General features: G+C 69.9%; 21 protein-coding genes. 10 read left to right on the plus strand and 11 right to left on the minus strand.

Annotation, left to right across the window (positions count from 1 at the left end; translation table 11 throughout):
* Nucleotides 1-5 precede the first annotated feature (5 nt).
* Complete coding sequence (locus tag ACRC20_RS15130) at nt 6-1,094, minus strand: isocitrate/isopropylmalate dehydrogenase family protein (protein WP_438687209.1); 1,089 nt, start codon at nt 1,092-1,094, stop codon at nt 6-8.
* A 179-nt stretch (nt 1,095-1,273) separates the two neighbouring features.
* On the opposite strand from ACRC20_RS15130, the gene ACRC20_RS15135 reads away from it, so the two are divergent.
* The 3 genes from ACRC20_RS15135 (at nt 1,274) to ACRC20_RS15145 (ending at nt 4,629) form a co-directional block, all read left to right on the plus strand.
* Complete coding sequence (locus tag ACRC20_RS15135; protein WP_438687210.1) at nt 1,274-1,807, plus strand: hypothetical protein; 534 nt, start codon at nt 1,274-1,276, stop codon at nt 1,805-1,807.
* 52 nt (nt 1,808-1,859) lie between these two features.
* Nucleotides 1,860-3,794: a gamma-glutamyltransferase family protein gene (locus ACRC20_RS15140; RefSeq protein WP_438687211.1), complete on the plus strand. Its 1,935-nt coding sequence runs from the start codon at nt 1,860-1,862 to the stop codon at nt 3,792-3,794.
* 124 nt (nt 3,795-3,918) lie between these two features.
* Entirely contained in the window at nt 3,919-4,629 is a 711-nt protein-coding gene (locus ACRC20_RS15145; protein WP_438687212.1) for a class I SAM-dependent methyltransferase, read from the plus strand.
* 42 nt (nt 4,630-4,671) lie between these two features.
* On the opposite strand, the gene ACRC20_RS15150 is transcribed toward ACRC20_RS15145, so the two are convergent.
* Nucleotides 4,672-5,130 (minus strand): 5'-nucleotidase, encoded by a 459-nt coding sequence (locus tag ACRC20_RS15150; RefSeq protein WP_438687213.1) that lies wholly within the window; start codon nt 5,128-5,130, stop codon nt 4,672-4,674.
* Nucleotides 5,127-6,803, minus strand: coding sequence for a 2-succinyl-5-enolpyruvyl-6-hydroxy-3-cyclohexene-1-carboxylic-acid synthase (gene menD / locus ACRC20_RS15155; protein ID WP_438687214.1), 1,677 nt, complete (start codon nt 6,801-6,803; stop codon nt 5,127-5,129). Before menD ends, ACRC20_RS15150 begins: the two co-directional genes overlap by 4 nt.
* Before the next feature lie 119 nt (nt 6,804-6,922).
* Here menD and serS point away from each other — a divergent pair, with 119 nt between their 5' ends.
* The 6 genes from serS to menE all read left to right on the plus strand — a co-directional run bounded on the left by serS (nt 6,923) and on the right by menE (nt 11,926).
* Nucleotides 6,923-8,206 (plus strand): serine--tRNA ligase, encoded by a 1,284-nt coding sequence (gene serS / locus ACRC20_RS15160; RefSeq protein ID WP_438687215.1) that lies wholly within the window; start codon nt 6,923-6,925, stop codon nt 8,204-8,206.
* Between the two features lie 36 nt (nt 8,207-8,242).
* Entirely contained in the window at nt 8,243-8,656 is a 414-nt protein-coding gene (locus tag ACRC20_RS15165) for a VOC family protein (RefSeq protein WP_438687216.1), read from the plus strand.
* Between the two features lie 156 nt (nt 8,657-8,812).
* Complete coding sequence (locus ACRC20_RS15170) at nt 8,813-10,093, plus strand: inorganic phosphate transporter (RefSeq protein ID WP_438687217.1); 1,281 nt, start codon at nt 8,813-8,815, stop codon at nt 10,091-10,093.
* Nucleotides 10,093-10,383: a hypothetical protein gene (locus ACRC20_RS15175; RefSeq protein ID WP_438687218.1), complete on the plus strand. Its 291-nt coding sequence runs from the start codon at nt 10,093-10,095 to the stop codon at nt 10,381-10,383. The genes ACRC20_RS15170 and ACRC20_RS15175 overlap by 1 nt, the downstream gene beginning before the upstream one ends.
* Nucleotides 10,384-10,461: 78 nt before the next feature.
* Entirely contained in the window at nt 10,462-10,770 is a 309-nt protein-coding gene (locus tag ACRC20_RS15180) for a DUF3349 domain-containing protein (protein WP_438687219.1), read from the plus strand.
* Entirely contained in the window at nt 10,763-11,926 is a 1,164-nt protein-coding gene (gene menE, locus ACRC20_RS15185) for an o-succinylbenzoate--CoA ligase (protein ID WP_438687220.1), read from the plus strand. Before ACRC20_RS15180 ends, menE begins: the two co-directional genes overlap by 8 nt.
* Nucleotides 11,927-11,949: 23 nt before the next feature.
* On the opposite strand, the gene ACRC20_RS15190 is transcribed toward menE, so the two are convergent.
* The 3 genes from ACRC20_RS15190 to ACRC20_RS15200 all read right to left on the minus strand — a co-directional run bounded on the left by ACRC20_RS15190 (nt 11,950) and on the right by ACRC20_RS15200 (nt 14,226).
* The gene (locus ACRC20_RS15190; protein WP_438687221.1) at nt 11,950-12,420 is read right to left on the minus strand and encodes a DoxX family protein; all 471 of its coding nucleotides are present in this window, start codon (nt 12,418-12,420) and stop codon (nt 11,950-11,952) included.
* A 92-nt stretch (nt 12,421-12,512) separates the two neighbouring features.
* Nucleotides 12,513-13,304, minus strand: coding sequence for a DUF1906 domain-containing protein (locus tag ACRC20_RS15195; protein WP_438687222.1), 792 nt, complete (start codon nt 13,302-13,304; stop codon nt 12,513-12,515).
* 142 nt (nt 13,305-13,446) lie between these two features.
* Nucleotides 13,447-14,226: a DUF1906 domain-containing protein gene (locus ACRC20_RS15200; protein ID WP_438687223.1), complete on the minus strand. Its 780-nt coding sequence runs from the start codon at nt 14,224-14,226 to the stop codon at nt 13,447-13,449.
* A gap of 72 nt (nt 14,227-14,298) precedes the next feature.
* Here ACRC20_RS15200 and ACRC20_RS15205 point away from each other — a divergent pair, with 72 nt between their 5' ends.
* Nucleotides 14,299-14,796, plus strand: coding sequence for an Imm61 family immunity protein (locus ACRC20_RS15205; protein WP_438687224.1), 498 nt, complete (start codon nt 14,299-14,301; stop codon nt 14,794-14,796).
* Between the two features lie 3 nt (nt 14,797-14,799).
* On the opposite strand, the gene ACRC20_RS15210 is transcribed toward ACRC20_RS15205, so the two are convergent.
* The 5 genes from ACRC20_RS15210 to ACRC20_RS15230 form a co-directional block, all read right to left on the minus strand.
* The gene (locus ACRC20_RS15210) at nt 14,800-15,504 is read right to left on the minus strand and encodes a DUF1906 domain-containing protein (RefSeq protein WP_438687225.1); all 705 of its coding nucleotides are present in this window, start codon (nt 15,502-15,504) and stop codon (nt 14,800-14,802) included.
* A gap of 82 nt (nt 15,505-15,586) precedes the next feature.
* Nucleotides 15,587-16,513 (minus strand): class I SAM-dependent methyltransferase, encoded by a 927-nt coding sequence (locus tag ACRC20_RS15215; RefSeq protein ID WP_438687226.1) that lies wholly within the window; start codon nt 16,511-16,513, stop codon nt 15,587-15,589.
* A 222-nt stretch (nt 16,514-16,735) separates the two neighbouring features.
* Nucleotides 16,736-17,638 (minus strand): LysR family transcriptional regulator, encoded by a 903-nt coding sequence (locus ACRC20_RS15220; protein ID WP_438687227.1) that lies wholly within the window; start codon nt 17,636-17,638, stop codon nt 16,736-16,738.
* A 143-nt stretch (nt 17,639-17,781) separates the two neighbouring features.
* Nucleotides 17,782-18,543, minus strand: coding sequence for a hypothetical protein (locus ACRC20_RS15225; RefSeq protein WP_438687228.1), 762 nt, complete (start codon nt 18,541-18,543; stop codon nt 17,782-17,784).
* A 72-nt stretch (nt 18,544-18,615) separates the two neighbouring features.
* Complete coding sequence (locus ACRC20_RS15230; RefSeq protein ID WP_438687229.1) at nt 18,616-19,173, minus strand: hypothetical protein; 558 nt, start codon at nt 19,171-19,173, stop codon at nt 18,616-18,618.
* Nucleotides 19,174-19,200 lie beyond the last annotated feature (27 nt).

Below are 19,200 nucleotides of genomic sequence, written 5' to 3' on the forward strand. Positions count from 1 at the left end.
TCGGCTCAGCCCAGCGCCGCGATGACCGCCCTCGCCGCCTGGCCGGTCGTCGCGCCGCCGCCGAGGTCGGGGGTCACGTGCTCGCCTCGGGCCACGACCGTGCGAACGGCGCGGCGGAGCGCGTCCGCCTCGTCCCGCGAGCCGAGATGTTCGGCCAGGCCCGCGATGGACAGGATCGTCCCGAGCGGATTCGCGACACCCTGCCCCGCGATGTCGGGGGCGCTGCCGTGGACCGGCTCGAAGTAGCTCCACCGCTCGCCGACGTTCCCGCTCGGCGCAAGGCCCAGGCCGCCCGAGACGCCAGCCGCGACGTCCGAGAGGACGTCCCCGAGCAGATTCTCCGCGACGACCACTCCGAAGCCGCCCGGATCCGCCACCAGCCGCATCGCCACCGCGTCCGCGTTCTGGACCTCGGCCGCCACCTCCGGGTAGTCCGGCGCGACGAGCGCGAGCCGCTCGCGCAGATGCTGCCCGCTCGCGCGCAGGATGTTCGGCTTGTCGGCCACGACGAGGCTCGTCCGTCCCTCGCGGCGGGCCAGCTCGAAGGCGAAGCGCAGGATCCGGTCCGTCCCGACGTCGGTCTGCAGCCGCAGGGCGACGCGCACCCCCTCCGGACCGGAGCGCGCGGCGTTCGGATGCCGCCGCACCAGCTCCCACAACTCGCCATGGACGTCGGCGACGTCGAAGCCCGCGTAGAGCCCCTCGGTGTTCTCCCGCACGATGGCGTAGTCGAATCGCGGCGGGCTGCCGAGGAAGTCGGCGGCCGGGCGCAGATTCGCGTACAGGTCGAGACGCTGCCGTAGCTGGACCACCGGCGAGACGTATGCGAGCCCCCTGCCGCGCAGCTCGGGGTCGAGCTCGGCCTGCGCCTCGCGCTCCGGCTTGCTCGTCACCGCGCCGAGGAGGCCGCCGTCCGACTCCTCGACCAGCCGCCACGTCGCCTCCGGCACCGGGTCGCCCCCGCGCCGCCAGCACGACCAGCCGATCTCGCCGAACCGCAGCTCCCACGGCAGACCAAGCGCCTCGACGACGGGCAGCGCGGCCTCGACGACTTCGGGGCCGATCCCGTCGCCGGGCAGCACTGCGATCTTCATCGGTGTAGCGTATCCGCACCGTCCACCGGCTGCGGCGAGCGCCGGTTTCCTGGCGTACATTGGTTTTTGGCGATACGTGACGAACATCACTCGACCTGCTCGGGGTCTGAGCCGCCGTCGCTTTCGCCGTCAATCGCGCAAACGACTCCGCGCTGCGCATCATCACAACTGGAGGCGTCATGCAACTCCACCTTCTCCCTATCCTCGCCATCGCCGCCGCAGGCCCGCTGGCGGGGCTCGCCCCGGCGGGGGCCGAATCGGCAGGGGCCGCGTCCTCCTGCGCCGCATTGGAGGAATCGATGCCCGGCCTCGTCTCGTTGCAGGCCCAGTACCACGACCTTGCGGGCACCACGGGCGAAGTCGACGTCATGGCATGGCAAAACGACCCGATGGGCCTCTACGCCAAAGGCCAGACCCTCTCTGCGACATTGCACGAGACGGGCGGCGCGCTCCACGAGGCGGGGCCCGACATCACCGCGCCGAGGCTGAGCGGCGCGACCGCCCAACTCACCGACATGGTGGACGAGGGCACGGGCGTCATCGACAGCTACCTCGCCGATCCGTTCTCCGCGCTGCGCCCGGAGGCGAACGACCAGCTCACCGATCTCGCGCAACGCGGATTGGTCTCGTTCGTGCATTTCCAGGACGCGTACCAGGCTTCCTGCGGAGCGCTTCCCACCGACGGCATACCAGCGCATATGCCCCCGCGCTGACAGCCCGGTCTTTCACCGAGAGCGGCGGCGCGCGTCCGTGTAGCGTGTCGGCATGAAGCCGCTCGTCGTCGCGCTCCTGCTTTATGCCAGCTGCCTGGCCAGTTGCTCGTCCGAGCCTGGTCAGCAGCCGCAGGACTGCGCGGACGCGAGCCCCGGCAGGCCCGTGGCGAAGGTCTCGGACGCCGAGGGCGGCCAGGACTTCGCGAGCCGTCCCGAGCACGCCAGCGGCTACCGGACCGGCATGAAGGCCGTCGAAACCCGAAGCTCCATGGTGGTCACCGCGAACCCGTTGGCGAGCAAGGCCGCCTGCGGCGTCTTGCGCTCCGGCGGCACTGCGGCGGACGCGCTCGTCGCGGCGCAGGCGGTCCTCGGCCTCGCCGAGCCCCAGTCCTCGGGCGTCGGCGGAGGCGCGTTCCTGCTGTACTACGACGCGGCGAAGCGCGTGCTCGAAGCCTACGACGGGCGGGAGACCGCGCCCGCCGCCGCGACGGGCGACTACCTGCGCCAGGTCGACGAGGCCGACCGGACCGAGCCGAAGCCAAGCGCGCGGGCGAGCGGGCGCTCCATCGGGGTCCCCGGCGTGCTGCGGCTCCTTGAGCTCGCCCAGCGCGAGCACGGCGCGAAGCCATGGCGCGAGCTTTTCGACCCCGCGATCTCCCTCGCCGACCACGGCTTCGCGATCAGCCCCCGGATGGCCGGAGTGATCGCGCCCGAGGCCGCGAGCCTGCGCCGGGACCCGCAAGCCGGGGCCTATCTCTTGCATCCGGACGGAAGCCCCAGGGCAGCGGGCGAGATCTTGACGAACCCCGCGTACGCCAAAGTCCTCGGCGCGGTCGCCAGCGAGGGGGCGGACGCGTTCTACACCGGAGCGGTCGCGCGCGACATCGTGGACGCGGTCGGACGCTCCGACAACGGGCGCACCCCCGGCCAGATGGCACTGCGCGATCTCGCGGACTACCGCGTGAAGAAGCGCCAGCCGGTCTGCGTCGACTACCGGGGCCACCAGGTGTGCGAGATGCCGGGGCCCTCCTCGGGCGGGATCGCCGTGGCGCAGACGCTCGGGATCCTCTCGCATTTCGACCTCAAAAAATTCAGCGACCTCGGCAAACTCAGCGACCTCGGCGACGACGGCGGGCGGCCGGACCCGCAGGCCGTGCACCTCGTCGCAGAGGCCGAGCGGCTCGCATACGCCGACCGGGACAAGTACCTCGCGGACCCGGACTTCGTGCCGCCGCCGGGCGGCTCCCCCGCGCAACTGCTCGCCCCGGCGTACCTCGCGGAGCGGGCGAGGCTCGTCGACCCCGGCCACAGCATGGGCGTCGCGGCGGCGGGCGACTTCGGCCCGGTCGATTTCGCCGTCGCCCCCGGACACGAGCATGGCACGAGCCAGATCACCGTCGTGGACTCCCACGGCAACGCCGCGAGCATGACCACGACCGTGGAATCGGCGTTCGGGTCGTACCACCTGGTGGACGGGTTCTTCCTGAACAACCAGCTCACGGATTTCTCCGCGCAGCCTGTCGACGACGCGGGCCGCCCCGTCGCCAACTGCGTCCAGCCGGGCAAACGCCCGCGCAGCTCGATGTCGCCGACCTTGGTGTTCGGGGCGGGCGGACCGCAATCCGGCGACCTCGAATTCGCCCTCGGCTCCCCCGGCGGCAGCACCATCATCCAATACGTGGTGAAGACCCTGGTCGCCCTCTTGGACTGGGGGCTCGACCCGCAGCAGGCGGTCGGCATGGTCGACTTCGGCGCGAGCAATTCGCCGACGACGAACATCGGCGGCGAGCACCCGCTGGTCCAAGCCGCCGACAACGGGGCGGACGACCCCCTCGTCGCGGCGCTGCGAAAACTGGGGCATGTCGTGGACGTGCGCCCGCAGGATTCCGGGCTCTCCGCCATCCGTCGCACCGCGACCGGCTGGGAGGGCGGCGCAGACCCCCGCCGCGAGGGCGTGGTCATGGGCGACGCGGAGCGGGTGAAATAGCCCGACCGGGGGAACTGGTGTCCCAATTGACGCATTCGGGCTCGGGGCATTGCGGCCCCGGTCGCGCGGCGGCAAGGTTGAAGCGCAAGGAAACGAATGCCGAACAGTTCTGGAGGGCAGCTCGATGCCGGTGGACAAACGTCCCGAAAAAGGGTGGGAAAACATAGCCGACGACGACTGGGAGAGCATCTACCAGGGCCGGTCTGGCCTCGTTGCCGAAAAACCGCCGTGGAATATCGGCGAGCCCCAACCAGCAATGGTCGAGCTTGAGCGCCAGGGGAAATTCCGAAGCGAAGTTCTCGACGCAGGGTGCGGCGTCGGCGAGACAGTGCTCTATCTGATCGCCAAGGGATACCGGGCGATCGGCGTCGATTTCTCGGCCTCGGCGATCGCCGAGGCGCGGGGCGCGGCCGAACAACGCGGGCTGTCCGCCGAGTTCTGGGAAGCCGATATCAGCAAACTCTCTGGTTGCGACGGCAGGTTCCAGACCATCCTGGACAGCACGCTCTTCCACGCGCTCTCGCTGGACCTGCGCGAAGGATACATCCGGTCGATCGCCCGAGCGGCAGCGCCGGGCGCGTCCTATTTCCTGCTGACTTTCTCCCATGAGGCGGTCAAGCCCGGATTCGAGTTCTCCGAGCACTCGGTGAGCGAATCAGAACTCGAGCAGCTGGTCGGCGAGCACTTCCAGATAGACGACATCAAGCCTGCCGTCGTGCACACCGGAACACCGCAGACGCTCTCGCCCGTTTTCGAAACGCATCACTTCCCCGTCGACGAGCAGGGCAGAGCGCAATTGCCCGCATGGCTGCTCACCGCGCACGCGCCGAACTAGCCGCAACCACCGGGGAGCGACGGCGCGGGCGACCGCACACGCCTACCCAGTCGCTGCGGCGGCCCGCCTCCGCGCGAGGAACCAGAGCACCAGCCTGAGCCCCGCCAGCACGAGCCAGACCGCCGCCAAAAACAACGCGACTCGAAGCGCGGACCAGCCGAACCCCCGATCCGCGACACGGACGAGATCCGGATTCGACCGCGAGTACTCCACCATCACGCCTTCCCCCGGCTGCGGCACATCCGTCGTGATGAGGCCGAACAGGCCGCCGGGCGAGAGCAAGCTGTTCGTGCGCAGGCTCGGAGTCGCGGCAGCCGCGTACCGGACGACCACTCGGTTCGAGTTCGTGGAGACCACCTCCGCGCGCGCGATCGCCGGGTCCGCGTCGATCTTCCGGTCGTCCCGGCACGTTCCGGCGAGCAGCAGTCCGCACATGACGGTGACCAAGACCCCGACAGCCACGGCGCACCGCCACACCCACGTGGCGGTCCGTCCGCTCACCGGATCCCCTCGGCGTCGAGCTCTTTCATAGCGCGGTGCAGATCGCGGAGCGCGGCGCGGTCCGTCCGGACCTCGACCACCCGCAGGCCCTCCGCCCCGTCCGCGAGCACTGCGGGCAGCTCGTCGAGCCCGGCCCGGACATACGCCGCGCCGAGCCCGGCGCACAGCGCGGCGAAGTCCCTGCCGTGCGGGGTGCCGAAGATCCGCTCGTACGCGTCCCCGAACGCGCCCGTCCCGCCCGAAGACGCAGCCCGGTACTCCGGGGCGCCCTGCTCCAGCAACTCGAAGATGCCGCCGCCGTCGTCGTTCGCCACGACGATGGTGAGCGCGGCAGGCCTCGGCTCGTGCGGCCCGATCATGAGCCCCGAGATGTCGTGGAGGAAGGTGAGATCGCCGAGCAGCGCGAACGTTCGGCCCGCGTGGGAAAGCGCGGCGCCGACCGCCGTTGAGACCACGCCGTCGATGCCGGAAACCCCCCGGTTCGAACGCACCGCGACCCCAGACGGGATCTGGCCGACGATCGCCACGTCCCGGACCGGGTTGGAGGCTCCGAGCACGAGCTGGTCGCCCGGGCGCAAGGCGCCCAGCACCGCACGGGCCACATGCAGGCCGGTCGCGGAGCCGACGCCCGCGAGGGCCCGGCCGACCGATGCGGTGGCCGCCGCCTGCGCGCGGGCGCACCGCTCCAGCCATGCGGGCGAGGGCTCGCCGAGCACAACGGCGCGGGTGCCGGCGCCCGCGACATTGCCCGCGACGTCCGGCCAGCGCGGACCGGTGGTCAGCGCGTAGACCTGGACGCCTGGGTCCGAGAGGAGCGAGGCCACCTGCCGGTGCAGCGTTGGGCGCCCGCAGATGATCGCCTGCTTGGCCCCGACGTGCGGGATCGCGAACGGGTGCAGCGCGTTCTCCGGAACGGGCGCGGTCGGCTCGGCCACGGTCGGGAGCGCGGCGAGCTCGGGGTGCGGCCCCGCGCCATGGCCCGCGACGACCACGGTGTCCACCGACAAGTCGATCTCGGTCGGGATCTCGAAGCCGCCTGCGGGGACCTCTGTCCACGGACCGCCGCCCGGCCTGCCCGCGAACGCCCCGCCCCGGTAGGACTCAAGGTCCTCCTCCGCCGTCTCGGGGACGAGCGGCTCCCGGAACGGGACGTCGAACTGCACCGGCCCGGCGTCCCCGCTGCGCGCGCCCGTCGCCGCCGAAACCGCCCGGACCACCCGCGCCCGCCATTGGCTGCCGGAGCGCGCGGACGGCTCCGCGAGCCCCGCCGAGACCGACTCGCGCACCTGGGCGCCGAAGAGCCCGAGCTGTTCGATCACTTGGTTCACCCCGGAGCCGAGCACCTCGTAGGGCTGGTTGGCGCTGAGCACGATGAGCGGCACCCGCGCGTAGTTGGCCTCGCAGACGGCGGGCCCGAGGTTGGCCACCGCCGTCCCCGAGGTCATCACCACGATGACCGGGGCCCCGGAAGCCGCAGCGAGCCCGACGGCGAGGAAACCGGCGGAGCGCTCGTCGATCCGCACATGCAGCCGCACCCGCCCCGCCCGCTCGGCGGCGTGCAGGGCGAAGGACAGCGGGGCGTTGCGCGAGCCCGGGCAGAGCACCGCGTCGCGGACTCCCCCCCGGAGGAACTCGTCGACCAGCACCCGAGCTTGCAATGTGGACGGATTCATAGTCCATAGAGCCTGCCAGATCAGGCGCGGGCCCGCCGGGTCGGGTCTGGGTCCGGCTGATCAGGCCTGAAGGAAATGCAGTTGGGCCGCTCCGCGTCCGCACAGTAGGCTCTCATCCCATGCACGACCTCGACGTCCTCCTGACCCCGGAAGCCGCCGCGAAGCTGGCCCGACGCGGCTACCAGCTCGACATCGCGGGACTGGGCTCCCTCCGCGACCAGCGGAAAACCCTGCGCAGGCAGGCCGACGAGCTGCGCGCGGAAGTCCGCGCCCTCGGCAAGGCAGGCAAGGACGCGGTCGACAAGCAGGCCCACGCCGAGCATGCGCGGGCGGTGAAAGAGCAGGTCCGGCAGGCCGAGGCCGAGCTCGACGCGCTCGAGGCAACGCTGCGCGAGGAGCTGCTGGTCATCCCGAACCTGCCCTCGGAAGCCGCGCCCGAAGGACTGGACGAATCCGACTACCAGGTCGTGAGGGTGGTCGGCGAGCCCCCGGCGTTCGACCCCGCCGACTACCCGGATGGGCCGAAAGACCACGTCACGCTCGGCGAGAAACTCGGGATCCTCGACCTCGGCCGGGCGACGAAGCTGTCCGGGCCGCGATTCTCGGTGCTCAAAGGGCTCGGCGCGCGCCTCGAACGGGCGCTCGCCGCGTTCTTCCTCGACCTGCACACCAAGGAGCAGGGCTACGAGGAGTTCTCGGTGCCGCTCATCGTCTCCGCCGAGACGCTCACCGGCTCGGGCCAGCTGCCCAAGTTCGAAGGCGACCTGTTCCGCGTCTCCGGGGAAGCAGAGACAGAACACCGCCGGTACTTGATCCCCACGGCGGAAGTGCCGCTGGTGAACTACTACGCGGGCGAGTTCCTCGGAGCCGACCAGCTGCCCATCGCCGTGACCTCGCATTCGAACTGCTTCCGCTCGGAAGCGGGCTCCTACGGCAAGGACACCAAGGGCATCCTGCGCCAGCACCAGTTCAGCAAGGTCGAGCTGGTGCGGATCGTGCCGCCAGAGGAGGCCGCCGCGCAGCAGGAGCTCATGCTCGGCCACGCGGAGCGCTGCCTCAAGGAGCTGGGCCTGCACTACCGGGTGATCGACCTGCCCGCGGGAGACTTGGGCTTCACCGCCGAGCGGACCTTCGACATCGAGGCGTGGATCCCGAGCCAGCAGACGTACCGGGAGATCTCCAGCGTGTCGAGCTGCGCCGACTTCCAAAGCCGTCGGAACGGGCTGCGGGTGAAGGGCAAGGACGGCGAGCGGATCTGGCCCGCGACGCTCAACGGCTCGGCGCTGCCGATCGGGCGCACGGTGATCGCGATCCTCGAGCAGTTCCAGCAGCCGGACGGCAGCGTCCTCGTGCCAGAAGCGCTGCGCGGATTCTTGGGCGTGGACGTGCTCAAGCCCGCTTGAGCGGTCGCGCACAAGCCTGAGCGTTAGGCTGCACGTATGGAGATCTTGGCCAGCAGGTTCATCTTGTACCCCGCCGACTACGCCGCGTCCCTGCGGTTCTACCGGGACGTGCTCGGACTCGCGATCTTCCGGGAGTACCCCGGCGGCACCGTGTTCTTCGCGGGCGGCGGTTTGATCGAGATCGCGGGCCACGGCGCTGTGGACCGCGCCGACGGCGGCGTGGCCGGGCCGAACACGTCTGCGGCGGTCTTCCTCCAGGTCCGCGACGTGTACGCCGCCGAAAGAGACCTGCGCGCGGGCGGAGTCGCGATCGAGCGCGAGGCGAAGCAGGAGCCGTGGGGCCTGCACGAGTTGCGGATCCGGGACCCGCAGGGGACGCTCTTGATCCTGGCGCATGTGCCGGAGGACCATCCGCAACGCAGGGCCGGGCATACGCTGCCGCAGCCGTGATCGCGCACGAGAGACCGTGTTCTCGTCCGAAAGCACCGGGTTCCGCGCAAGAGCTTTCTGAACTTCTCGTGAACACCGTCTGTCTTGCCGGAAGCTTGGGCGCCAACCCTCGACCCCGGACTAGACATCCTTGGACCGGCCCAGCACAATGCAAGTGTGAACACTGAGCTGATCGTCTTAGCGCTGGTCATCGTCACCGCCCTTGGCTTCGATTTCACCAACGGATTCCATGACACCGGCAACGCGATGGCCACCTCCATCGCCACCGGAGCGCTCAAGCCGAAGGTCGCAGTCGCCCTCTCCGCCGTCCTGAACTTGGTCGGAGCCTTCCTCTCGGTCGAGGTCGCGCTGACGGTGGCCACGAAGGTGGTCGGCTTCCAGGACAAGAAGGGGCTGCCGCTTCCCGGCATCGACGGACAGACCGTGCTCATCGTGGTCTTCGCGGGATTGATCGGCGCCATCCTCTGGAACGTCCTCACCTGGCTCCTCGGCCTCCCCTCCAGCTCCTCGCACGCCCTGTTCGGCGGGCTCATCGGAGCCACCATCGCCGGGCTCGGCTTCGAGAAGGTGATCTGGAAGGGCGTGGTGACCTCGGTCGTCATCCCGGCGGTCTGCGCCCCGATCGTCGCCGCGATCGTCGCCGCAGCCGGAACCTGGCTCGTGTACGCCCTCACGTCCCGCGTCGCGGAAGCCGCGAAAGAGCGCGGCTTCCGGTACGGGCAGATCGGCTCCGCCTCCCTGGTCTCCCTCGCCCACGGCACCGGCGACGCGCAAAAGACCATGGGCATCATCACCCTCGCCCTGGTCGCAGCCCACGAGGTCGACGCCCATGGCGGGAAGCCGGAGGTCCCCTTCTGGGTGAAGCTCTCCTGCGCCCTCGCCATTGCCCTCGGCACCTACATCGGCGGGTGGCGGGTGATCCGCACCCTCGGCAAGGGCCTCGTCGAGATCTCGTCCCCGCAGGGCATGGCCGCCGAGTCCTCCTCCGCCGCCATCATCTTGAGCTCCAGCTACGCGGGCATGGCGCTGTCCACCACGCATGTCGCCACCGGGTCCATCCTCGGCACCGGGATCGGCAGGAAAGGAGCCGAGGTCCGCTGGGGCGTCGCCGGGCGGATGGTGCTCGCCTGGATCATCACCCTGCCCGCCGCAGCGGTTGTCGGCGCGGGATGCTTCCTCGTCGCCAGCCTCTTGCCGCCGCTTCCCGGCGCGCTGGCCATCTTCGCGATTCTGCTCGCCGCATGCGGCGCGATGTGGCTGCGCGCCCGCAAGCACAAGGTCGACTCGAACAACGTCAACGCCGACTGGGACGAGGCGACGGATGTCCTCGACACGCCAGAGACCGGCCATTCCGCCACCACGCACTCCCTTGAGGGAGCTGCGGCCGACGACGACAAGGCACCGGTCTCGGCCGGACTGAGAGGAACTGAGCACTGATGTCACTCGCAGAATGGTTGAAAACCGCCAAGGCGCTCGGCACCGTCCTCGTCGTCGGCTTGGTCCTCGGCGCAGGCCTTCCCGCGCTTTTCTCCTTCGGGGTCGCCAGCCTCTACAGCGACCAGCCCGAGAACGGCGGAGCGGTGGCCATCACCCGCAACCCGCTCCGGCAAGCCGCTGGCTGGGCTTCCTTCGCCCTGGTCGCGCTCGCCGTCCTCTTCGGCATCGCGGTGATCATGGAGAAGGTGCTCAAAGCGCACTTCGGCCTCGACGTGACGTTCTGGAACTGATTCTTCTCCTAGAATTAAGTCCCACAAGCCTGTAGGCTCGAAAACGTCCCGCACCAGCGACTGAAAGAGGATCCGTCCATGCCGCTTCCCCCGCCGTGGCAGGCGATTGTGAAGTGGCTGCGCGCCGGGTACCCCACCGGGCCCATCCCGGAGCAGGATTTCGTGCCGCTCTTCGCCCTGTTGCCCCGGAAGCTCTCCGAGGGGGAGATCCGCAAGCTCGCGGAGACACTGGGCGAGAACGGCAGCTTGCCGTCCAGCATCGACATCGGTGTGCTGATCACGAAAATCACCAATGAACTGCCCCGTCGGGAAGATGTGGAGCGGGTGCGCAGCCATCTCGGCGATCTCGCGTGGGAAGACGAGGACAGCGGCAACGCCGGTGCCTGAGCCCGCGTTGCGCGCGCTCGCCGTCCCCGACGGGCAGCGCGTGCTCGATCTCCTCCCGCTGGTCGACGAGGCCGTCTGCGGCACAGGCGCCGAGGCCTGGCTGCCAGTTCCGGAATCCGACCAACGCCAAGCCGCCGCGCTGTGCGCCTCGCTCGGGGAGGGCGAGCCTGTCGAGGCGGGCGCCGCGTTCGTGCTCGCCACGTCCGGCAGCACGTCGGAGCCGAAAGGCGCGCTCCTCTCCGCCGCCGCCCTCGCCGCCAGCGCAGCCGCGACCCATGCCCGCCTCGGCGGCCAGGGCTCCTGGCTCCTCGCCCTGCCCGCCTGGCATATCGCCGGGCTCATGGTGCTCGTCCGTTCCGTGCTCGGCGGCGGCGAGCCGACGGTGCTGGACGTGTCCAACGGCTTCGACCCGGCGCAGCTGCCCGACGCGGTCGCCGCGATGGGCCGTGCCCCCGGCGCGGGCAAGCGCTACACCTCGCTCGTGCCGAACCAACTCGTCAAAGCGCTCGCCGCGCCTTCGGCGCGGGAAGCGCTGGCCGAGCTGGACGCGGTGCTCGTCGGCGGCGGCAGACTGGCCCCCGAAGCCAGGGCCGAGGCGGAGGCGGCCGGGATCCGCGTGATCGCCACCTACGGCATGAGCGAGACCTGCGGCGGATGCGTCTACGACCGCAGGCCCCTCGACGGCGTGCGGGTCGAGACCGACGCGGAGCAGCGTGTCTCCCTCGCCGGGCCGATGCTCGCGAGCGGCTACCGGGGCATGCCGGAGCACCCTGCCTTCGCCCGGCGCGGCTGGTTCGCCACCTCAGACGCCGGCCGGTTCGAGAACGGAGAGCTGAGCGTGCTCGGACGGTTGGACGGCGGCATCTCCACCGGAGGCCTCACCATCGCCCCCGAAGTTGTCGTGGACGCGCTGCTCCAGCATCCTCGGGTTCTGGATTGCGCCGTCGTCGGGGCGCCCGACCGCGCCCTCGGGGAGCAAGTCGCCGCTGTCGTGGTCGCCAACGGCGAACCGCCGACACTGGCGGAGCTCCGCGACCATGTCACACGCCTCGTCGACGCGCACGCCGCGCCTCGGGCGCTGCGGATCGTGGCAGAGCTGCCCCGATCCGGGATCGGCAAGGTGGACCGCCGAGCGCTCCTGCGCCTCTTCCAGTGAGCCAGCTCAGCCAGTGAAGCAGCTCAGGCCTCGCGGGCGCCGAACCACTCCGAGCGGCCGAAGAACGCCTTGTCCAAGCTGAACCGGCCCGGCCCGGAAACCGCCAGCGCGAGCGCCGCGACACCGAAGACAAAGGCCGGGGAGCCGACCCACTTCTCGTCGAACAGGCTGACAATGCCCTGGTCGGAATGAGCGATGCCGCCCTTGAAGAAGTGGCCGGGAGCGGTGAGCACCGCTCCGAACATCGCGACCGCGGCGACCAGGCCCGCGAGCGGGGTCAGCAGGCCGAGGGCGAGCAGGATCGAGCCGCCGAACTCCCCCGCGATCGCCACGCCCGCAGAGACCTCGGGGAAAGGGATGCCGTTCGAGGCGAAATGGTCCGCCACGGCGGAGAAGCCGCTTCCGTGCAGTTTGGACCAGCCGTGCGGGAGCAGCGCGAAAGCGAAGCCGAGTCGCGCCAGCAGTAGTCCAATGTCTCGAATGCTTCGCGTCACTCGCGCCACCTCTCATGGTCGGAAGTTGTCCGGTCATGAGCATAACGGACGCGGACTGTCGCGACGAGCAGCTCGCAGAGCAACGCGAGAGCTCAGTTCTCGGCGGCCTCTTCCGCTTCGGCGCGCTTCGCGCCGGTGGAGCGCCATTGGCCGTAGTCCGCCTTCAAGACGACGCTCACATCGCACTGCACGTCGTCGATGACCCGCAGGTTTCCCTTGGAGTTCGGCAACTGGTGCAGATTCGCCGCCGCGTGCTCCGCGCCCGAGGGGTTCCCCCAGTCGTGCTGCCAGAAGTACTTGCCGAGCCCGGCGGCCACGCACCAGTCGATGGTCTTCGGGTTGCAGTACACGCCGAGGCGGTCGTTGCCGACCGAGTCCCGCCAGCCCGTCAGGTACGGGGTGATGAGCGAGTCGAAGGTGTCCCGGTCCGGGTCGTCGTCGATCGCCGCGTAGATCACGCCGTCCACCGGCCCGCTCGCCGCGAGGTGCAGTTCGACGCCGCGACGGGCCGCGTCGACACCGCCGTCGTAGCCGCCGCGCCAGTCCGCGCTCTGGCTCTTCCCCCACTGGTAGACGGAAGTCACGGTGAGACCGTGCTCCTTCATCCCCGACACTTCGTCGGCGGTCACCGGCTTGGCGAGCATCCACGACTCGGTGGGCCTGCGCTCGCTGACGTACCGGACCGCCCCGAGGTGCCCGGCCTCCTTGATCGCCACCGGGTCCGGCACTCGGGCCGAGAAGTCCACCAGCGTGCCGAGGCCCCAGTAGCCGTTCTCCCCGTTGTCCGACTCTTGGTCGGCGCGGGCAGGGGCCGCGAGCGCGCCAAGGCCCAGCACAGGCGCGGCGCTCATGCCGCGCAGGACGTCTCTTCGGGTGAGCGCCATCGTTGTTCCCCATTCGCCGCCGAGCGACTGTTATCAATTCGAGATCTGACAGAGACATTTCTAGCAGAATCGACCGAATTTGGCTAGAGAGCCAAAACACTCTCCAGCACTGGGGCAATCTTCGTCTCCGGCGCCGGAGACGTCACCAGTGGCCGAAATCCGGCTTCAGAATACTGCTCACGTCGCACTGCACGCCGTCGATGTACTGCACGAACCTCTTGTCGCCGGGGTATTGGTGCAGGTGGGCGGCAGGATGCACGGCCAACGAGTCGTTGCCCCAGTCGTGCTGCCAGAAATACGCGCCGAGCCCCGAGCCGAGACACCAGTCGATGACCGGCGGGCTGCAGAACACGCCGAGGCGCTCGTGGCCGATCACTTCCTCGAAGCCCGCCAGGTAGTCGGCGATGCAGTCGTCCCACACCTCGATCGGCGGGTTGTCGTCGATGCAGGTGTAGATGGCGGCGTGGTCCGGGCCGCCCGCCGCCTGGTGCAGCGCGATCGCGCGCCGGGCCGCTTTGACTCCCGCGTCGCGGCCGCGCCGCCAGTCGGCGGTCTTCTCGCCGCCCCATTGCCACACCGAGGCGATGAGCAGGCCCTGGGCGCGCATGGCGTCGGCGGCGGCCCGGCTCAGCGGCTTCGCTTTCATCCACTCCTCGCCGCGCGCCTGGTCCGAGACGTAGCACATCGCGCCCTTATGCCCAGCCGCGGTGATCGCGGCGGGCGAGGGGACTCCCGCAGAGTAGTCGAGCATGGTGCCAAGGCCGGGGTCGATCCGGCTCGGCGCCCGTTTCTTCGGCGCGGGCGCGTCGTCGTTGTCGTTGTCGTCGTCCGGGTCGGCCCACGCAGTGGCCGTCTGGGCGATCCCGGCCGCCAACGCCGCGCCGCCGATCCCCCGCAACACATTCCTTCTCGACAGGGTCATAGGCTATTCATATCAGACCCTCCTGGGAGTTCCCTAGAGCCCGATACAAGATGGTTATGGACGGAGATGGTGATGGACGGAGCCTGTCTTTCTGAGAAATTCCTCGCTTGGACCGCCCGCGCGGGCTGGGTGACGAGCCGGTTCGACGACGAGGGCGCGTTCGACGACGCGGGCAACTGCGCCATCTGGCAAGAGGACGCGGAGGGGCGGACCGTGACCAGCTACCTGCTCCACGCCAGGGACGACGACTGGTTCGACGTCGCGAGCGGCGACACGCGGCAGGCTATGTTCGAGGCCCGCGACCTCGAAGCCGTTGAGCGCTATTTCTGGGGTTTCCTCGCCGGGGCGATCAGGAAGAAGACGGGCCTTCCCGAGCTGGCCGCGCCCGCGCGGCCCGCAGCCGGGTACCGGATCGAGAACGGGCTCGTCGACCCGTCCGGCGCAGTCGTCGCCCGAGGCGACGAGCAGTGCCTCGTCGCCCTGTCCCACTATCTCGCCCCGACGCTCGAAACGCTCGAGGCGGCGCTGCTCCACCCCGAGGGCAAGCCCCTGTTCACCACGAAGGGGTAGGTCTCACCAGGAGCCGAAGGACGGCTTGATGATGTCGTTCACATCGCACTGGATCCCGTCGACCACGGGCTGCGGCTGCATCGACGCGGCGCGCTGGTGCAGATGCGCTGCCGGGTGCGTGCCGTAGCCGGGGTTGCCGTAGTCGTGCTGCCAGAACCACTTCCCGACCCCGGAGCGCATGCAGAAGTCAATGGTCCGGGGGTTGCAGTACACGCCGAGCGCGTTCGGCCCGACAACCTGCTGCCAGCCGCGCAGGTAGGCGAGGATCGGCCCTTGGAGCTCCGCGTCCGACGGGTTGTCGTCGATGGCCGCGTAGATCGGGGCCCCGGCGGGCCCGCCCGCAGCGAGGTGCAATGTCACCCCTCGTTGCGCGTGCTTGACCCCCGCCGATTGCCCGCCGCGCCAGTCGGCGGTCTCGGTCTTGCCGTACTGGTAGCAGGAGACGACCACGAGGCCCGCCGATTTCGAGGCCTGGACCTGTTCCCTGGTGAGCGGCTTCGCCCGAAGGCCCGGCGTGCGGGGGTCGCTCACGTACCGGATCGTGCCGATCGCGCCTGCGGCCCGGATGGCCTCGGGGCTGGGGACGCCGCCCGCGAAGTCCAGCAGCGTGCCGCCTGCGGCACGAGCCTGCGGGGCGGCGAGCCCGACCGCCGAAACCACGCCCAAGCCCGCAGCGCCGCGCAGCACAGAACGTCGATCAAGGGTCATAGGCAGAGCAGACCACGGGCCGGGCCGCCAGCTCGGCCATGACAAGCCGCCGTGGCCGAGCTGTGACCGAACCGAGCTACGTTCAGCGCGGCAGGCCGGCGACGAAGTAGCGCATCTTCTCGCTGATCTCGCGCAGCTCCTCGGGCAGCTCGGGGATTTCCAGCCCGTACTGGGCCGAGAGCTCGATCGGGCTCGAATCGCGCACGGCCCACCCGCGCTCGCCGAGCCAGTCGATCGGGTCCGCGCGCTCGTCGTTGTAGAAGAGCCCGGAGATGTCGGCCTTGGCGAAGGGGCTGCTGCCCTCCGGGTCGTATTTCTCCTCGATCTGGCGGAAGGCCGACGGGTCGAACGCGCCCCGGAACGCCTCGACCGCGATCTGGCTGCCCGGCGCGGAAAGCTCCACGATCCGCTGGAACAGCAGGTCCTGCGCGGCGCCCGGCAAATACGGCAGCAGGCCTTCCGCCGACCACGCGGTCGGGACGGACGGGTCGAACCCTGCCGCTTTGAGCGCGGCGGGCCAGTCGTCGCGCAGGTCCGCCGCGACCTCGCGGCGGTCGGACTTCGGGACCGCGCCGAGCCCGGCCAGCACCTTGTCTTTGAACGCGAGCACCTGCGGCTGGTCCACCTCGAAGACGACCTCGCCCTGCGGCCAGTCCAGCCGGTGCGCGCGGACGTCGAGCCCGGCCGCGAGGATGACCGCCTGCTTCGCGCCCGCCGACGCGGCGGACAGGAAGAAGTCGTCGAAGAACTTCGACCGGACCCCCATGTGCCGGGGCGGCCCGAACGCCCCCTGCTCGGCGGCCTCCGGATTCTCGACCAGCTGCACGAGGCTCGGCTCGGCGGCTTCGCGGACGAAGTGCTCGGCGAAGTCGTCGCGGACCAGCCGGTCGGCGCGCTTGGTCTCGAGCGCGCGCATCGCCGCGACGCCGAGCGCGGTGAAGCCGACGCTGCTGACAATGTCCCAGCTGTCGCCCTCGGAACGGGTCCATGTGGTGTTCGGTGTCGTCATCGCTGATGCCTTTCGACTTGTCGTGCCGTTGATGGCACCAGCATAGCACTTTTCCGGAACGTGCGTTCATGATAATTGGATCGCCTGGTCAGACCCGATATTTTGAACTGAGCGAGATGGGACCCAAGGCCGCAGGCGGCGACGGGGGCGCCTCCCGCTTGCGGGAGAAAGCGAGGAACGATCCCCGTGCGCGAGAAGCCGAGAACGCCGGAGGCCGCCCGGTCAGATCCGAGAACGGCGGCCGAAGGCCCACTGGAGGGAGTACTGCTTGAAGTCCTGCACGAGCCCGGACGACGCCATGCCGGACTTGAACACCAGGCCGACCTCGCGCTCCGCGCCCGCGTCCTCCAACGGCAGCACCACGACGTTGCCCGCCTGCGGGCCGCTGGCCTCCTCGTCCTCGAGCGGGATGAGCGCCACGCCGAGCCCGGAGGCCACCAAGCCGCGGATCGTCCAGAGCTCCGTGGACTCGAAGGAGATCTTCGGCTGGAACCCTGCGGCGGCCGCCAGCTCCTCGACCAGCCTCCGCATGCCGTGGCCCTGCGTCATCAGCACGAACGGCTCTCGGGACGCGTCGACCAGGCTCACGCTGTCCCGCTCGGCCAATCGGTGGCCAGCGGGGACCGCCAGGCAGAGCTTCTGCCGCAAAAGCGGCTGCCAGGCGAGCCTCGGGTCGTTGGGGCGCGGCGCGACGATGCCGAGGTCCAGCTCTTCGTCCACGATCTGTTTGCACACTTTGTCCGCGGCGTCCTGGGTCAGCTCGAAATTGACCGAAGGATGCTCCTCCCGGTATCCGCTGACCAATTTCGGCACCAGCCACATGCCGAAGGAGTGCAAGAAGCCGAGCCGGACGAGGCTGGGGGCGGCGACCATGTCCTCGATTTTGCGGACTGCGGCGTCCATTTCGGCGACCGCCCGCCGAGCGTGGGTGTAGAGCACTCGGCCCCGTTGGTTCAGCGCCAGCCGTTTGCCGTGCCGGTCGAAAAGCCGCGTGCCGAGCCTGCGCTCAAGCCGGTCCAGCGCGCGGGACAGGGCGGGCTGCGACATATTGTGCAGCCTCGCGGCTTCGGTCATATGCTCGGTCTCGGCGAGCGTGATGAACCAAGCGAGGTCGTCATTCAACATCAATATGCCTTTACAAAAGGGGCTTATACGTCCCAAGCATATCGCGTCGCAAACGATCTCCGCACGTCAGCCCCGCCTTGACGGGCGAAGGCTCGCCGCGCTGCGCTTATCGCGCTATGTTTGCTGTGCTTATCGCGCTGTGCTCATTGCACCGGCGCAGGCGCGGCTGGCGCGGGGGGCAAAGTGGTGACCTGCGGCTCGCCCGAGGCGACGGGTGCGGGTGGCGCGGCGGGAGCCGGGGCCGCTGGAGCGCCGGGAGCCGCTGGCGCGCCAGGAACTCCAGGAGCCGCTGGCGCGGCGGGAGCTCCAGGAACGCCGGAGGGCGCAGGCGCGGCGGGCAAGGTGTCGTCGACGCTCACGCTCACCGAGCAGGTCGCGGTCGCTTTCGGCCCGTGCGCGACATCTTCTTTGACCACGACGCCGTTGACCAGCACTCGGCAGCTGATGCTCGCCTCCGGGGCTATCGGCTGGGCCTCGCCGCTCTCCGGGTCGACGGCTCCGGTCGCGGGGAGCGTCGCGTACACCGTCACGATGGACAGCGGCGGGGCCACTGCCACCGGCCTCGTCCACGGCAGCGCGACCGGGGCGAACCCGGTGATCTTGCCGTCCTCGGTGTAGTTGACGTTCGCCGTGGCCACGCCGGGGAAATCGCTCACCACCTGGTACGAGACTTTCGCCGAGCTCGGCACGGCGGTGTCGACGATCCCGGTGGTCGGCGCGACGTACGTGGACGGCATCGTCCCGCCCCCGCCGGGCGGAGGCGGCGGGATCGAAGGAGTGGTCGGGGCCGCGGCGGCCTCGCGCACCAACGACGAGCCCCCTTGGCCCAAGCCCAAACCGATCGCGCACGCGCTGAAGACAGCGAGCGCGCCCAGCGCTTGAGCACGACGAGCGTTCATAGGCATGCCGGCACCCTATCAGAGAAAACCAGCGATTTCCTGAGTGCTTATTCGAAGCGGCGCTACTCGAAACAGTGCTTATTCGAAGAAGCGGATCGTCACCGCGCAGCGCGCCGTGTGGTTGACCCCGCTGGCGGTGCGCTCCTGGACGAGCTTCCCCGAGACCCAGATCCGGCAGGTGGCCGACCCGCCGACCTGGCTCCTGTCGCCCGGCCTCCGATTCTCGCCGTTCGGGGAGATGAGCCAGTCGTTGGTCTCCGGAATCGTCGCGAACAACGGCATGAACTGCACCGGCGGCCAGGCCACGGCCTTGCGGCGGAACGGGAGCACGAACCCTTGGAGCCTGCGCATCCCGCCTTCGCCGACGAACTGGACGTCCGCCGAGCGGGAGGTGCCGGTGACTTCGTACTCCACCGCGACGGTCGGCTGGTCGGAATAGATGACCACCGGGTCGTCCGAGTCGACGGGGCCCGCGTTGTTCCAATACGGCGGAGTCGCGGGGCCGCCTGCGCCGTTGTCGTCGTCATCGCCGTCGTCCGCCAGGGCGAGCGGGGCCAAGCCCAGCGGCAACAGGGCGCCGAGGGCCAGAGCCCCCAGGCGCATCGGGGCCAGCATCCGGAGGACGGTCTTGCTCATCTTGCTATCTTCGCACACTGCCCCGGC

This window comes from Segniliparus sp., assembly GCF_051660745.1.
Taxonomy (GTDB): Bacteria; Actinomycetota; Actinomycetes; order Mycobacteriales; family Mycobacteriaceae; genus Segniliparus.